Annotated in this window: 13 protein-coding genes and 2 tRNA genes; 7 read left to right on the top strand and 8 right to left on the bottom strand. The window is 59.7% G+C overall.

What is annotated here, in order from left to right:
* Window positions 1–43 precede the first annotated feature (43 nt).
* Window positions 44–1,324 carry a sensor histidine kinase gene (locus tag AC0IYN_RS16395; RefSeq protein ID WP_099494256.1) on the bottom strand — a complete coding sequence of 427 codons (1,281 nt, stop codon included), beginning with the start codon at window positions 1,322–1,324 and terminating at the stop codon, window positions 44–46.
* Entirely contained in the window at window positions 1,314–1,997 is a 684-nt protein-coding gene (gene colR / locus AC0IYN_RS16390) for a two-component system response regulator ColR (RefSeq protein WP_406598641.1), read from the bottom strand. Before colR ends, AC0IYN_RS16395 begins: the two co-directional genes overlap by 11 nt.
* A 201-nt stretch (window positions 1,998–2,198) precedes the next feature.
* On the opposite strand from colR, the gene AC0IYN_RS16385 reads away from it, so the two are divergent.
* Window positions 2,199–4,148: an LTA synthase family protein gene (locus AC0IYN_RS16385; protein ID WP_471842329.1), complete on the top strand. Its 1,950-nt coding sequence runs from the start codon at window positions 2,199–2,201 to the stop codon at window positions 4,146–4,148.
* 70 nt (window positions 4,149–4,218) lie between these two features.
* Here AC0IYN_RS16385 and groL read toward each other — a convergent pair whose 3' ends face one another.
* The 5 genes from groL to AC0IYN_RS16360 all read right to left on the bottom strand — a co-directional run bounded on the left by groL (window position 4,219) and on the right by AC0IYN_RS16360 (window position 8,846).
* Entirely contained in the window at window positions 4,219–5,865 is a 1,647-nt protein-coding gene (gene groL / locus AC0IYN_RS16380; RefSeq protein ID WP_078050058.1) for a chaperonin GroEL, read from the bottom strand.
* Between the two features lie 50 nt (window positions 5,866–5,915).
* Window positions 5,916–6,212, bottom strand: coding sequence for a co-chaperone GroES (locus AC0IYN_RS16375; RefSeq protein WP_071496483.1), 297 nt, complete (start codon window positions 6,210–6,212; stop codon window positions 5,916–5,918).
* A gap of 246 nt (window positions 6,213–6,458) precedes the next feature.
* Window positions 6,459–6,935 (bottom strand): FxsA family protein, encoded by a 477-nt coding sequence (locus AC0IYN_RS16370; RefSeq protein WP_025854816.1) that lies wholly within the window; start codon window positions 6,933–6,935, stop codon window positions 6,459–6,461.
* 66 nt (window positions 6,936–7,001) lie between these two features.
* Window positions 7,002–7,733, bottom strand: coding sequence for a HugZ family pyridoxamine 5'-phosphate oxidase (locus AC0IYN_RS16365; RefSeq protein ID WP_471842328.1), 732 nt, complete (start codon window positions 7,731–7,733; stop codon window positions 7,002–7,004).
* Window positions 7,734–7,838: 105 nt separating this feature from the next.
* Entirely contained in the window at window positions 7,839–8,846 is a 1,008-nt protein-coding gene (locus AC0IYN_RS16360; RefSeq protein ID WP_406598643.1) for a DUF481 domain-containing protein, read from the bottom strand.
* A 193-nt stretch (window positions 8,847–9,039) separates the two neighbouring features.
* Here AC0IYN_RS16360 and AC0IYN_RS16355 point away from each other — a divergent pair, with 193 nt between their 5' ends.
* The 4 genes from AC0IYN_RS16355 to AC0IYN_RS16340 all read left to right on the top strand — a co-directional run bounded on the left by AC0IYN_RS16355 (window position 9,040) and on the right by AC0IYN_RS16340 (window position 13,801).
* Entirely contained in the window at window positions 9,040–9,354 is a 315-nt protein-coding gene (locus tag AC0IYN_RS16355) for an MGMT family protein (protein WP_223204549.1), read from the top strand.
* A gap of 43 nt (window positions 9,355–9,397) precedes the next feature.
* A complete protein-coding gene (locus tag AC0IYN_RS16350; RefSeq protein WP_406598644.1) occupies window positions 9,398–10,930 on the top strand; it encodes an AmpG family muropeptide MFS transporter in 1,533 nt (510 codons plus the stop codon).
* 181 nt (window positions 10,931–11,111) lie between these two features.
* Window positions 11,112–12,827: a proline--tRNA ligase gene (locus tag AC0IYN_RS16345; protein ID WP_078050063.1), complete on the top strand. Its 1,716-nt coding sequence runs from the start codon at window positions 11,112–11,114 to the stop codon at window positions 12,825–12,827.
* 20 nt (window positions 12,828–12,847) lie between these two features.
* Window positions 12,848–13,801 (top strand): hypothetical protein, encoded by a 954-nt coding sequence (locus AC0IYN_RS16340; protein WP_471842327.1) that lies wholly within the window; start codon window positions 12,848–12,850, stop codon window positions 13,799–13,801.
* Window positions 13,802–13,931: 130 nt separating this feature from the next.
* On the opposite strand, the gene dinB is transcribed toward AC0IYN_RS16340, so the two are convergent.
* Window positions 13,932–14,990, bottom strand: a complete 1,059-nt coding sequence (dinB, locus tag AC0IYN_RS16335; RefSeq protein ID WP_406598646.1) for a DNA polymerase IV — start codon at window positions 14,988–14,990, stop codon at window positions 13,932–13,934.
* A 279-nt stretch (window positions 14,991–15,269) separates the two neighbouring features.
* On the opposite strand from dinB, the gene AC0IYN_RS16330 reads away from it, so the two are divergent.
* Window positions 15,270–15,346: transfer RNA gene (locus tag AC0IYN_RS16330), tRNA-Met, on the top strand.
* Window positions 15,347–15,539: 193 nt separating this feature from the next.
* Window positions 15,540–15,616: transfer RNA gene (locus tag AC0IYN_RS16325), tRNA-Met, on the top strand.
* Window positions 15,617–15,851: the final 235 nt, after the last annotated feature.

Genomic DNA, 15,851 nt, shown 5'->3' with positions numbered 1-15,851 from the left:
CGAATAGCGGTGATCTCTGGCAGGATAGCGGCAGGGGGTGGAGTCAGGCGTTGACCTGACTCAATTGCACATGAAACCGGCAGCCATTGGGTTCCATGGTGCTGAGGCTCACGCTCCAGCCCTGGTTTTCGCAGATGCGCTGGACCAGCGACAACCCCAGGCCCAGGCCCTCGCCCCGCTTCTCGTTGCCGCGCACAAACGGCTCGAACATCGCTTCGCGTTTGTCCTCGGGGATGCCCACACCGGTGTCTTCCACCACAAAACCGCTCGGCTCCAGCGTCAGCCGAATAAAGCCCTGCTCGGTGTAATGCAGCGCATTGCGCAACAGGTTGCCCATCACCGCATGAAGGAACGTGGCGTTGTAGCGGGTATCCAGCGGGCTGCCCGGCTGGTAGATCAGCTCCAGGCCCTTGCGCTCGATAGGGTCGCGCCAGATACCGAGCAGGTCGTCAGCCACCTGCTCCAGGCTGACCTGGGGCGACATGGTGCTTTCGTCATGTTCGGCACGGGCCAGCATCAGGAAGGTCTGCACCAGCTCGCGCATTTCTTCACAGGCACGGGCAATGCGCTCGACCTGGTTACGCCCACGCTGATCGATGGCCGGGTTTTCCAGCAGCAATTCGCAGGAGCTGGCCAGCACCATCAACGGCGTGCGCAATTCGTGGCTTACATCACTGGTAAACAACTGCTCGCGAGACAGCGCCTGGCGCAAGCGCCCCAGCGTGGCATCGAAGGCCACTGCCAGCTCACCCACTTCGTCGGCCGCGTAGTCCGGCGCCAGCGGCGGTGCCAGGCCCAGCAGTTGGTCACGATGACGGACCTGGCGCGCCAGGCGTACAACCGGCGCCATCACTTTGCGCGCCAGCACCCAACCGAGGAACACCGCCAGCGCCAGGCTCAGTACGAAGCCCACCAGCACCACGGCAAACAGCACGCGCTCGCGCTCTTCGAAATCGCTTTGATCCTGCAGCAGCACATAGCGCCGACCGTCGACCACTTCGACCATGGCGTGGTACGACAGCGACTCGCGGAATACCTCATGGAAGCCAGGTTCCAGGTGTCGCAGATCCTTGGGCAACTCGAAGTCGCCGGGCCCACCGCTGAAGTAAAACAGTTGGTCCGGCTCAGGCCGGTGCCGCCAGTCCTCGACGGTGTCCATCAGCAGCAGGCGTTGCAAGTCGCCGCCCAGGCCCGCCGAGATCAACTTCTCTTCCACCAGGTGCACGGTCGCGACGATGCCCATGGCAAAGGCGCCCGCCACCAACGCACTCATCAAGGCAAAGGCGATGATGATCCGTTGGGCAAGGCTTTGCTTAAACTCCATCTCGACCCTCGGCCAAGCGATAACCAACGCCGTGCACCGTTTGCAGCAACGGCTTGGCGAACGGCTTATCGATCACTTGGCGCAATTGGTGAACGTGGCTGCGCAGGCTGTCGCTGTCCGGGCAGTCATCACCCCACAAGGCTTCTTCGAGAATTTCGCGGCGCAGCACGTGCGGGCTCTTCTGCATCAGCACCGCCAGCAGCTTCAGGCCAACCGGGTTGAGCTTGAGCAGGCGCCCCTCGCGGGTCACTTCCAGGGTGTCGAGGTCGTAGCTCAGGTCACCCACCTGCAGGGTGCGGCGTCCGCCACCCTGGGCTCGGCGCAGCACGGCTTCGATGCGCGCGGCCAGTTCCGACAGGGCAAACGGTTTGAGCAGGTAATCATCGGCGCCGGACTTGAAGCCCTGCAGCCGGTCATCCAGTTGATCGCGGGCGGTGAGCATGATCACCGGCGTGTCGCGGCGTGCGTCTTCGCGCAGGCGCTTGCACAGGGTGTAGCCGTCGATGCCGGGCAGCATGATGTCGAGCACGATCAAGTCGTAATGCTCGGTGGCGGCCAGGTGCAGGCCTGATAAACCGTCCTGCGCACAGTCGACGGTATAGCCCTTTAGCCCCAGGTAATCGGCCAGGTTGGCCAGAATATCGCGGTTGTCTTCAACCAATAGAATTCGCATGGGCAGTGTCTCCGTACGCGGTAACGGCCGTGTTGGCTCGCGCAGCTTAAGGCGAAGTGTGGCTCAGGGATAGAGCTGAAAGCCCCGCAGATACAGGTTTTCAACTGATTGTATTGTCGAACGGGATTTTCACTATAGCTTCACAAGCTGACTACAGTGTCAGGGCGAAGATCGCCCCCCATTGATATAAGGAACGTTGACATGGGCTTTATCAAAACGGCGCCAATGCGCTATTTGCTGTTGATAACCGGTGCCTGGTTATTGGTTTTCCTGCTCACCCGCAGTGTGCTACTCATTACTCACCTGGACGAAGTCGGCGGCAACCTGCTGCCGGTGTTTGGCGTGGGCCTGCTCTACGATCTGGGGTTCCTGGCCTATGCAGCACTGCCGTTGGGGCTGTATTTACTGCTGTGCCCGCCAGCGCTGTGGCGCCGCCGTGGTCACCGCTGGTTCCTGCAAGCCGTGCTCACCGTCAGCCTGTTCGCCATGCTGTTCACCTCAGTCGCCGAATGGCTGTTCTGGGATGAATTCGGTGTGCGTTTCAACTTTATCGCCGTCGATTACCTGGTGTATTCCGATGAGGTGTTGAACAACCTGCTGGAGTCCTATCCGATCGGCAAGCTACTCAGCTTGCTGGCTATGCTCGCGATTGTGTTGAGCCTGGCCTTGCGCAAACCATTCAAGGCCGCGATGGATGCGCCGCTGCCACCGATACGGGGTCGCCTGGTCAACGCCTTGGGCCTCTTGATCGTTGCGGGCCTCAGCTTGCAACTGATCAGCCAGGACAGCCCGCGCACCCAAGGCGGCAACGCCTACAAGAACGAACTGGCCAGCAATGGCCCGTACCAGTTTTTCGCCGCGTTTCGTAACAACGAACTGGATTACACCCAGTTCTATAAAAGCTTGCCGGCGGAAGTGGTTGCCAAGCTGTTGCGTGCTGAACTCAGCGAACCCAACGCGCGATTTGTCGACCAGGACCCGCTGGATATCCGCCGCACTATCAGCAACCCAGGCACGTTGCGTAAACCCAATATCGTGCTGGTAACCATCGAAAGCTTCAGCGCCAAATACATGGGCAGCAATGGCGATGGCCGCAACCTCACACCCAACCTGGATGCGTTGCGCAAGCAGAGCCTGTATTTCAACAACTTCTATGCCACGGGTACCCGCACCGATCGCGGCCTGGAGGCAATCACCCTGGCGATTCCGCCTACCCCCGGCCGCTCGATCGTCAAACGCATCGGTCGCGAAAGCGGTTTCGCTAGCCTCGGCCAACAGCTCACCGCCATCGGCTACGACAGTGTGTTCGTCTACGGCGGACGTGGTTATTTTGACAATATGAACGCGTTCTTCAGCGGCAACGGTTATCGGGTCGTCGACCAGAGCAGCGTGCCCGAAGCGCAGATCTCGTTTAAAAACGCCTGGGGCATGGCCGATGAGGATCTGTATAAACAGACCCTTGAACTGGCCGATGCCGACTACGCCAAACAGCAACCGTTCTTGCTGCAACTGATGACCACGTCCAACCACCGTCCCTATACCTACCCGGACGGGCGCATCGATATCAAATCCGGCAATGGCCGTGATGGCGCAGTGAAGTACACCGACCACGCCATCGGCGAATTCCTCGACGCCGCGCGCCAGAAGCCCTGGTTCGATAACACGATCTTTGTGTTCGTCGCCGACCACACGGCCGGCAGCGCGGGTAAGGAAGACTTGCCCATCACCAACTACCAGATTCCACTGTTCATCTATGCACCCAAGCTGATCGAGGCCCGGGAAACGGCGCAACTCGCCAGCCAGATCGACCTGGCCCCTACGCTGCTGGGGTTGCTTAACCTGAGCTACGAATCAACCTTCTTCGGCCGCAACCTGTTGCAGGACAACCCGTTGCCGCCGCGCGTGGTGGTCGGTAACTATCAACACCTGGGTTTGTTCGATGGCACTAACCTGGCGATTCTCAGCCCGCGCCAGGGTCTGCGTCGCCACGATCAGGCCTTGGGTGAGAGCCAGGAGTCGCGGGTGGGCAGCGACGATCCCTTGATCCAACGGGCGATCACCTACTACCAGGCCGCCAGTTATGGGTTCAAGCAGCAACTACTGAGCTGGAGGCCCGGCCAGCAAGCCGCTCCACAGTTGAGCACGCGTTAAACCCGAGGCATGAAAAAGCCCCGCCTGCATCACTGCAGGCGGGGCTTTTTAGTCGCCGGGTAAGGCTGGCTTACATCATGCCGCCCATGCCACCCATGCCGCCCATGTCTGGCATACCGCCGCCAGCCGAGCCTTCAGGCTTAGGCTTGTCAGCGATAGCAGCTTCGGTGGTCAGGATCAGGCCACCGATGGAGGCTGCAGCTTGCAGCGCGGAACGAGTCACCTTGGTAGGGTCCAGGATGCCCATTTCGATCATGTCGCCGTAGACGCCAGTCGCAGCGTTGTAACCGTAGTTACCTTTGCCGTTCTTGACTTCGTTGACCACAACGCTTGGCTCGTCGCCGGAGTTGGCAGCGATCTGGCGCAGTGGTGCTTCAACAGCGCGACGCAGTACGGCAATACCGACGTTCTGGTCAGCGTTGTCGCCGGTCAGGTTGGCCAGGGCTTCCAGAGCACGGATCAGCGCAACGCCACCGCCAGGTACCACGCCTTCTTCGACGGCTGCGCGGGTTGCGTGCAGGGCGTCTTCAACGCGGGCTTTCTTCTCTTTCATTTCAACTTCGGAACCGGCGCCAACCTTGATCACTGCAACGCCGCCGGACAGCTTGGCCAGGCGCTCTTGCAGTTTTTCACGGTCGTAGTCGGACGAAGTTTCGGCAACCTGGGCACGGATCTGGGTGATACGAGCCTGGATGTCCTGCTCTACGCCAGCACCGTCAACGATGATGGTGTTTTCTTTGGAGATGGTCACGCGCTTGGCACTGCCCAGGTTTTCCAGGGTAGCGCTTTCCAGGCTCAGGCCGATCTCTTCGGAGATAACGGTACCGCCGGTCAGAACGGCGATGTCCTGCAGCATGGCCTTGCGACGGTCGCCGAAGCCTGGCGCCTTGACGGCTGCAACTTTGACGATGCCGCGCATGTTGTTCACAACCAGAGTCGCCAGGGCTTCGCCTTCAACGTCTTCGGAAACGATCAGCAGTGGGCGGCCGGCTTTGGCAACGGCTTCCAGCACTGGCAGCATTTCGCGGATGTTGGAGATCTTTTTGTCGACCAGCAGGATCAGCGGGCTGTCCAGCTCGGCAACCATGGTTTCTGGCTTGTTGACGAAGTACGGGGACAGGTAGCCACGGTCGAACTGCATGCCTTCTACAACCGACAGTTCGTTTTCCAGGCCAGTGCCTTCTTCAACGGTGATCACGCCTTCTTTACCGACTTTTTCCATGGCTTCGGCAATGATGTCGCCGATGGAGCTGTCGGAGTTGGCAGAGATGGTACCTACCTGGGCGATAGCCTTGGTGTCAGCGCATGGCTTGGACAGGTTTTTCAGCTCGGCGACGATGGCGATGGTTGCCTTGTCGATGCCGCGCTTGAGGTCCATTGGGTTCATGCCGGCAGCGACGGCTTTGTAGCCTTCGTTGACGATGGCCTGAGCCAGAACGGTAGCGGTGGTGGTGCCGTCGCCTGCGTCATCGTTGGCACGGGAGGCAACGTCTTTGACCAGCTGCGCGCCCATGTTCTCGAAACGGTCTTCCAGTTCGATTTCTTTGGCGACGGAAACGCCGTCCTTGGTGATGGTCGGAGCGCCGAAGCTCTTCTCGATGATCACGTTACGGCCTTTCGGGCCCAGGGTCGCTTTTACTGCGTCAGCCAGGATGTTGACACCGGTGAGCATTTTCTTGCGGGCGGAATCGCCGAATTTAACTTCTTTAGCAGCCATGATCGATAATCCTTAAATACTTTGGAGTAACGGGAAAATGAGCGGGGAAATTACGCTTCCAGTACGGCGAGAATCTCGTTCTCAGCCATGACCAGCAGGTCTTCGCCGTCGATTTTCACAGTGTTGCTGCCGGAGTAAGGGCCGAATACAACCTTGTCACCGACTTTAACGGCCAGAGCACGCACTTCACCGTTTTCCAGGGTTTTGCCTGGGCCAGCAGCGACGATCACACCGTGGTTGGCTTTCTCGGCAGCCGAACCTGGCAGAACGATCCCGCCGGCGGTTTTCTTTTCTTCTTCGCTGCGACGGATTACGACGCGGTCGTGCAGAGGACGAAGCTTGCTCATTGTCGATCTCTCCTAATTGTGTTTTTCATCGGCCGGTGTCTGTACCGGCGGGTTGTAGTCCGGCTGTGCCGGTCGCGTCTCGCCAAGCAAGACGCGGAAGTCTGTCTGGTGTCGCCACCAGAAACCTTGCGGTGACCGTTACATAAGGGCGCATAAGCTTATTACAAGGGGCCGGGGATGAAATTTTTTGCGTCTGCCGCCCCGTAAATGCAACACGGCACCGGAAGGTGCCGTGCCAGTGAAGCGTTACTTGCTGTCGCGGTGTTCGAACTCGCCTTCGATCACATCACCTTCACGCCCCAGCGGCTGGCGCGGGGCCGGGCCGCCACGGGGTTGCAGGTCGTCGGCGAACGCACGCTGACGGATGGCAGCCTCTTCGGCACGCTGGCGCATCTTGCCCGCCAGCAGCTTGCGGGTGACGGGCAGCAACATGACCAGGCCGACCACGTCGCTGATGAAGCCAGGCAGGATCAATAAGCCACCGGCCAGGGCCATCATCAGGCCTTCAAGCATGGTCTGGGCAGGCAGTTCGCCGCGGTTCAGGCTTTCACGGGCACGCAGCGCCGTGGCCAGGCCGGCGACGCGCAGCACCAGGACGCCGAGCATCGAGCCGAGAATGATCAGCAAGAGGGCCGGGAAAAACCCGATCGCACCGCTGACTTGAACGAATACGAACAGCTCCAACACCGGGAATAGCAGAAAGAGCAACAAAAAAGGGCGCATCAAATGGTTCCTCAACGCAAGAATGCCTTGCCAGTCCACCTTAGATGACGTCGCCATTTCGTGAATTCAAGCGTCGGCGGCCTCTTTTTTCGGCCAGACCTCGGCGTGGGCCAATGAAACCAGGGCTTCGCGCACTTGTGTCGGCGTGTTGCAAGACGCTGCAAATGGCAACCAGTACAGCGACTGGCCAATGCGCAGGTGCATGCCTTCACTGTCGATACCCGTCAATTGTGCAGGCTCGGAGGTTGGCAAGCCGGTCAGCTTAACGTAGTGGGCAATGGCCTTGGTGTGATCACTGTTCATGTGTTCGATCATGCTGCGTTCCGCCTTGCCGGCGAACGGGTTGGCCAGGGTCAATTGGTCGACCCAGTGGATCGCGCCAAAGCCGCCGATGTAACGGTGACGTACGGGCTTGAGCACCCAGAAGTCGAAGTCGTGCGCCTTGTGGTAGTTGGCAGAATCGGGGAAGTAGCGGTAATAACGCTCGGCCGCCGCCTCGATGGCAGCGCCCTCCTCCAGTTTTTCGGCTTCGGCCAGGTAGGTCAGGCGCCCGACGGCCTGCACGTCGTCGGCCTCGCGCTCACCCACCAGCAGCGAGCACTTTGGGTCTTTCTGCAGGTTATGGGTGTGCTGGGCGATACGGCTGATCAGGATCAACGGGCGACCCTGCTCGTCGAGGCAATACGGCACGACCGACCCGAACGGAAAGCCGGGCATGGCCTTGGACAATGTGGAGAGAGCCCCACGGTATTCCTTGAGCAACAGCTCTCGGGCGTTCTTGGCAACCTGTGCGCTCAACGTATGACTCCTCGGATAATCAGCCGCCCATGGCATATGGGAATGGATCTCAACGCAAGGTAATCATATCCGCAAAGGTTGCCAAGCAGGTTTTGTACGCCCGTGTTACCAGGCCACGCCGAAGCCTGCGGTATAGCGGGTCTTGCTCAGGCTGCTGTCGGAGTCGCCGCTGATAATGTCGCGCTCGGCCTTGAGGTTGAGGGACGCCCACTCGGTGACTTTGTAGCGCAGGCCCATTTCGGCATCCAGGGAATACTCCGCCGGACCGTCGATGGGCTTGCCCACTTCGCCGTTGGTGAAGAATTCGACGGTCTTGCCCACCAGGTAGCGGTTGTAGTTCCACTTCATGGCCAGGGAATAGAAGTTGTCCTTGCCGCCATCGGCGTATTCGTAGTCGGTGCGGTTGACCAGCGAGCCCAGGGAGAACGCGCCCAGCTCATCGTCCCAGAACTGATAGCCCGGGCCGGTACCGACGGTGCGCTGCCGGGAGAGGTCTTCAACCTTGTCGCGCTTGTAGGTCAAGCGCCCTTGCCAGAACCAATGCTCGGTCAGGAAGCGGTCGAGGTCATATTCCAACGCCCAGTTGTCGGTGGTGGTGACATCGTCCTGGAACTCGCGGTTGTATTCGCCCTGGCCGGTATGGCGCCATTGGCCATGACGGGCCGTGGTCTTGAAGTCGATGTCGTAGTCGTTGGTGTCCTTGTCGGCGCGTTTATAGTCCAGCGCCATGTCCACATTACCTTTCCACACCAGGTCTTCGATCACAGGCTTGGGCTTGATGATCTGCTGGATGCTGGCCAGGTCGACGGTCTTGGGTGCTTCGCCATTGGCCAGCACCACCTTGCCGTCATCTGCCGCCTTGAGGGACTTGGCCTTCTCGCCGATGTAGGCGTCCTGCTTGACCAGCAGTTCCTGGTCGCTTTCCAGGGTTTTCACCTGTTTCCAGTCCACAGGGATGGCGCCGGCATAATCGGTCTGGATCAGCAGCTTGCCACCGTCGAAGACCTTGATCTTGCCGGTCAGGCGGTCACCGTTCTTCAACCAGACGGTATCGGCCAGCAAGGGCGTGGAGGCGCTGAAAACAGCGAGGCACAGCAGGGTTCTGGACAACATAAGCGGATTAGGAGCTCAAGGTTGGCGAAAAGGGGCGAATATCGTGTTAGATAGCTAGGACTGACTCAAGGATTAATGTTGAGTTCAATTCTCACTGGCATGTTTACAGACGTTTCTTACAGTTAGACCGACATTTCAAACGGATCGACCCACCGTGAACCCACCCGCCGAAACCCCGCAAACCCCTGCCGAAATGCGCCGTACTGCGCTGTACCTGACCTTGGCGCAAGTGCCCGAAGGCTGCGTGGTGAGCTACGGCGAGCTGGCCCAACTGGCAGGCCTCGGGCGCGCCGCGCGCTGGGTGGGACGCACGTTGAGCCAGCTTCCCGAGGACACCCGGTTGCCCTGGCACCGTGTGTTGGGTGCCGGTGGTCGGATAAGTCTGCCGGTGGGCAGTGCCTCGGGTGACGAGCAACGCGCGCGTTTGCGCGATGAAGGCGTCACTGTCCGCAACAATCGCGTGGATATTCAGCGCCATGGCTGGCGCCCGGTAGAGCACAGCGGTTAGAGTGCGCGCTTTGTTTCCGTGAATCTGAGGCAGACTCCAGCCCATGCCCCGTAAAACCTGGCGCGCCGCGCTCGCCGCCTATGCCAGCCCCTCGACGTTAGTGCTCTTGTTGCTCGGCTTTGCCGCCGGCTTGCCTTACATGTTGGTGTTCTCGACGCTTTCAGTGTGGTTGCGTGAGGCCGGTGTGGCCCGCGAGACCATCGGCTATGCGAGCCTGATCGGCCTGGCGTATGCCTTTAAATGGGTGTGGTCGCCGCTGCTCGACCAATGGCGCCTGCCGCTGCTCGGTAAACTCGGACGTCGTCGCTCCTGGCTGGTACTGGCCCAATCGTTGGTGATCCTCGGATTGATCGGCATGGGCTTTTGCGACCCGCAGAAACACCTGTCCTGGCTGATTGCTATCGCCGTCATCGTCGCCTTTGCCTCCGCTACCCAAGACATCGCCGTCGACGCCTATCGCCTGGAAATCGCCGACGACAGCCGCCAGGCCGCACTGGCCGCCAGCTACATGTCCGGTTATCGCATCGCCGCCCTGCTGGCCACGGCGGGCGCCCTGTTTTTTGCCGAAGGGTTTGGTTCCACCGGCTTCAACTATAAACACTCGGCCTGGACCGGCACCTATGTGTTGTTTGGCGTGCTGATGATCCCGGCGCTGCTGACCACCTTCTTTATGCGCGAGCCGAATGTGCCACTGCGCACCCAACTGCAGGCCGGGCGCTACAGCTTTGTGCATCAACTGGTCTCGGTGTTTGTACTGATCGTGCTGCTGGTGTCGGTGCCAGCGATGTTCACCCAACTGTACAACACCGATTTCGCCAGTGTGCTGTTCCACGGCGTGAGCCTGTGGGAGTTGCTGATGGAGGACCGCGCCTTCCTGCGGGCCATCCTCTATATCACCCTCACCGCCCTGTGCCTGTCTGCCATGGGTCGCCGTGGCCTGGCGCCCGTGCTGACGCCGGTCAACGACTTCATCCTGCGCTACCGCTGGCAGGCGTTGCTGCTGTTGGGGCTGATCGCCACCTACCGCATGTCGGACACCGTGATGGGCGTGATGGCCAACGTGTTCTACATCGACCAGGGTTTTACCAAGGACCAGATCGCCGGGGTCAGCAAGATCTTCGGCCTGATCATGACCCTGCTGGGCGCCGGCATGGGTGGCCTGCTGATCGTGCGCTTCGGGATCCTGCCGATCCTGTTCATCGGCGGTGTGGCCTCGGCCGGCACCAACTTGCTGTTCGTGATGCTCGCCGACATGGGCCCCGACCTGCAGATGCTGATCTTCACCATCTCCCTGGATAACTTCAGCTCCGGGCTGGCGACCTCGGCGTTTGTCGCCTACCTGTCGAGCCTGACCAACCTGAAGTTCTCCGCCACTCAATACGCCTTGCTCAGCTCGATCATGCTGTTGCTGCCGCGCTTGATCGGCGGGTACTCGGGTGTCATGGTCGAGAAGTTCGGGTACCACAATTTCTTCCTGATCACCTGCATGCTGGGTGTGCCGACCTTGCTGCTGATTGCCTTGCATTGGTATCAGGAAAATCGGCGAATTCGGTTGAATCCACCCGCTGAAGACTGATCCCCCTGTAGGAGCCGGCTTGCCGGCGATGGCGTCATAGAATTCTATGCAAGGCTTCAGGGCCCCATCGCCGGCAAGCCGGCTCCTACAGGTACATGTCTACCTCGCGCCTGTACTCCAGCGACAACCGCCCGTACAATCCCAAGTCATTTCAAGTCCAAGCAACCGACAACGGCCTACCATGCGTACCAGTCAATATTTGCTCGCCACACAGAAAGAAACGCCTTCCGACGCGGTCGTGATCAGCCACCAGCTGATGCTGCGTGCCGGCATGATCCGCAAACTGGCCTCCGGCCTGTACACCTGGCTGCCCATGGGCTTGAAGGTGATGCGCAAGGTCGAAGCCATCGTTCGTGAAGAAATGAACGCCGCCGGCTCTCTGGAAGTGTTGATGCCGAGTACCCAACCGGCTGAACTGTGGCAGGAATCCGGGCGCTGGGAAGAGTACGGCCCTGAGTTGCTGCGCTTCAAGGATCGTCATGGCCGCGACTTCTGCGCCGGCCCGACCCACGAAGAAGTGATCACCGACCTGATGCGCAACGAGCTGAGCAGCTACAAGCAGCTGCCGTTGAACCTGTATCAGATCCAGACCAAATTCCGTGACGAAATCCGCCCACGCTTCGGTTTGATGCGCGGCCGTGAATTCATCATGAAGGACGCCTACTCGTTCCACGCCGACCAGGCGTCGCTGCAGGTCACCTACGACCGCATGCACCAGGCCTACTGCAACGTGTTCACGCGCCTGGGCCTGAAATTCCGCCCGGTTGAAGCGGACAACGGCTCCATCGGCGGCGCCGGCTCCCACGAATTCCACGTGCTGGCCGAGTCCGGCGAAGACGATATCGTGTTCAGCAACGGTTCCGACTACGCGGCGAACATCGAGAAAGCCGAAGCCGTGCCGCGGGAAACCTCCCGTCCAGCACCGACGCAAGAGCTGCGCCTGGTGGACACGCCAGAGACCAAGACCATCGCGGCCCTGGTGGAAAAATTCAATCTGCCGATTGAAAAGACCATCAAGACCCTGATCGTGCGCGCCGAAGAAGAAGGCAAGCTGATCGCCCTGGTGATCCGTGGCGACCACGAACTCAACGAAATCAAGGCAGCCCAGCAACCTGGCGTGGCCAGCCCGCTGGTCATGGCCACCGACGCCGAACTGCGTGACGCCATTGGCGCCGGCGCCGGCTCGCTGGGCCCGCTGAACCTGCCGTTGCCGATCATCATCGACCGTTCGGTCGAGCTGATGAGCGACTTCGGTATCGGCGCCAACATCGACGACAAGCACTACTTCGGCGTGAACTGGGAGCGTGACCTGCCGGTTCCGACCGTGGCCGACCTGCGTAACGTGGTCGCCGGTGACCCAAGCCCGGATGGCAAGGGCACCCTGGAAATCAAGCGCGGTATCGAAGTTGGGCACATCTTCCAGCTGGGCAACAAGTACAGCAAAGCGATGAAGTGCGAAGTGCTGGGCGAGAACGGCAAGCCGATCACCCTGGACATGGGCTGCTACGGCATTGGCGTATCCCGCGTGGTGGCCGCTGCCATCGAGCAGAACAACGACGAGAAAGGCATCATCTGGAGTGACGCCCTCGCGCCGTTCCAGGTCGCCCTGGTACCGCTGCGTTATGAAACCGAGCAAGTACGCGAAGCCACCGACAAGCTGTATGCCGAACTCACGGCTGCTGGTTTTGAAGTGCTGCTGGATGACCGGGACAAGAAAACCAGCCCGGGCATCAAGTTCGCCGACATGGAATTGATTGGCATCCCGCACCGGATCGTGGTCAGTGACCGCGGCCTGGCCGATGGCAATCTGGAATACAAGAGCCGGACCGAAGCCGAAGCCCAACCGTTGCCGGTGGCTGACGTGCTGTCTTTCCTTCAGGCGCGTATTCGTCGCTGAAAACCAGATCAAGAGAAGTCATGTTCAAGCGAAACACCAGAGCCCTGGGGGGCGCCGCCTTGTGCGGCGCCCTGCTGGTCAGCGGCTGCGCCAACCAGATGTCGCAACGCAGTGAGCACGAGGAGCGGGTCGAGCGTAAGTTGCTCGACCACAGCCTGCAGATCGATGTAGGCGACCCCAAAGTGCTGGAGCTGCCGCAACGCCGGGTTCGCATTCACGAGCAGAAGACCTTCGAGGTCACCGAGTTCGAAGTCACCCGCCGTTACGATCGCTACACCCCCTACCAACCCTGGCGCAAACTCTATGAGATGCCATTGGGGGCGGTCGCCTTGGTGGCGGGCGCGGGCGCCAACGTGGCGAACATCTTTGCCCTCGGCAACCTGCCCACCAGCATGACCCACGACTGGCTGACCTACGGCGTGGACGGCCTCAACCCGTTCATGAACGTGCAATCCCATGGCCGTGCGCAACAAAACCTGGCGGGTATCGATGAAGTCCAGCACGACAAGCGTGTGGAGTATTCGAGCCTGCCCTGGAGCGAACGCCCGGTGCAGGTTACCGCCGGCAAGCAAGTGCATGAGCTGACCACCGACCGTAACGGCGTCCTGCGCCTGAACCTGTTGGACAGCCCATTTGCCGAGCAAGACCTGAACCGCGTCACGACCCTGAAGATCAGCGTGGAAGATGGCCAGGACGACGTGCATTCGGACTCGACCCTGGCGATCAGCAACACCCTGCGCGGCAAGTTGCTGGAAGCCCACGGCCTGATCTACGACGACCTGGAAGACGACGAAGTCAGCCAGTGGGTGCACCGGGTCAAACGCCTGTCGGAGCTGGGCCTGGAAGAAGAAGCCAGTGAACTGGAACAAAGCCTGATCGAACTGACCCGCAATGATCCCGAGTTGCAGCAGGAATTCCTGCAGGCGTTGACCAAGGATGCAGGGCGGTTGGTGGCGGACCCTGGCGCTCGCTAAGACTTCAAAAATGTTGTAGATCTAATATGGAAGCGGGCTTGCTCGCGAATGCGGTAGATCAGTCAATGCATCTGGTGACTGACACTCCGTATTCGCGAGCAAGCCCGCTCCCACATGTGGTTCTCGGTTTCTACCAGCAGAACTCGAGCTGCTCGTTGCCATTGCTTAAATCCAGCAACCGCACACCAATCCCCAGCAACCGCACCGGTTTCCCGCCGCGATTGAACGCCTGCGTCAGCAGCTGTTGATAACTCTCCAGGTCCCGCCCTGCCCCCGCCTGCTCCAGTGTGGTCTGGGTAAAATCGTGAAACTTCACTTTAACGAACGGCTTGCCCGCCCGGTAACTGCTGTCGATGCGCGCCATGCGCCCGGCCAGGGTGTCCATCAGCTCAGGGAGTTTGGCCAGGCAGCTTGAGAGATCCGGCAGGTCCACGTCGTAGGTGTTTTCCACACTGATCGATTGCCGGCGACTGTCGTTCTGTACCACGCGATCATCGATCCCACGCGCCAGGCTCCACAGTCGCTCGCCAAAACTGCCGAATTCGCGCACCAACGCCAGCTTGTTCCATTCGCGCAGTTGCAGGCAGTCCTCGATCCCCAGACGCGCGAGCTTGTCCGCCGTGACCTTGCCCACGCCGTGCAACTTGCTTACCCGCAGCTGCGAGACAAAGTCTTCGACCTGGTCCGGGGTAATCACGAACAAACCGTTGGGTTTCTTCCAGTCGCTGGCGATCTTGGCCAGGAACTTGTTCGGCGCCACACCGGCGGACACGGTGATGTGCAATTGGTTGGAGACGCGGCGGCGTATGTCCTGGGCGATGCGCGTAGCGCTGCCGCCAAAATGCGGGCTGTCAGACACGTCCAGATAGGCTTCATCCAGCGACAGGGGTTCGATCAGGTCGGTGTAGTCGCGAAAGATCGTCTGGATTTCCTTCGACGCTTCTTTATAAGCATCCATGCGCGGCTTGACGATGGTCAGGTCCGGGCACAGCTTCAAGGCATGGCGTGACGACATGGCCGAGCGCACGCCATAGGCCCGCGCCTCGTAATTGCAGGTGGCGATCACCCCGCGCCGGTCGGCCGAGCCACCCACCGCCAGTGGTTTTTGCGCCAGGCTCGGGTCATCGCGCATCTCGATGGCGGCGTAGAAGCAATCACAGTCGACGTGGATGATTTTGCGCTGCGTCATATAAACGGGGGTGTGTACCTACGGGTGGCCAGTATCGCATTCACACCTGTATATAGCACCAGTAGTTTGATTCTTCCGCTTGAGCGGTAGGAAAATTCCATGATGAATTTATTTTCTCAATCGAATTTGACCTTCCGATAGAGCTGAAAGCCCTAGCCAGACTGGGCCCGAGCCCTATCAAGGGACCTTATGGAGAGCTAAGCGATTGAAGCACAAGCGCTTTTCTTCAATTCACAGGTTGACACACTGGCGTTCCTCTGTAGAATGCCGACACACAGACGCGGGATGGAGCAGTCTGGTAGCTCGTCGGGCTCATAACCCGAAGGTCGTCGGTTCAAATCCGGCTCCCGCAACCAAACATCAAGAAAGGCTACTCGAAAGAGTGGCCTTTTTTGTGCCTGTCTGTTTTTTATTGTCGGACAAAAATCCAAGCCCACCGCGCACTTAGCGTACTCAGCCGTCGCCCAGCAGTTAATTCACACTTATTTGACCGATACATCTATTAACGGTTGACACCCCGCCGTTGGGCTGTAGAATGCCGCCCACAGACGCGGGATGGAGCAGTCTGGTAGCTCGTCGGGCTCATAACCCGAAGGTCGTCGGTTCAAATCCGGCTCCCGCAACCAAACATCAAAAAAGGCTACTCGAAAGAGTGGCCTTTTTTGTATCCGGTGAAAAAGTTCTTCTGAAACAATGGCATGGCATCTTTCATGAAACCCTACACGGTTTGTTGAGTCCATCTCTTTGCAAGCTATGCTCAATGCTCAATCGCTACCCTCTACGACCAATGGCCGCTGTCGCCGCACCCGGTGATACGCGTTAATATTTGTAATTATTTTGTCCATAGGGATTGGTAACTTG

It is taken from the genome of Pseudomonas sp. AC112, assembly GCF_979253545.1.
Note: the sequence above shows the minus strand (reverse complement) of the source record. Positions and strands in the feature narration are given on the sequence as shown.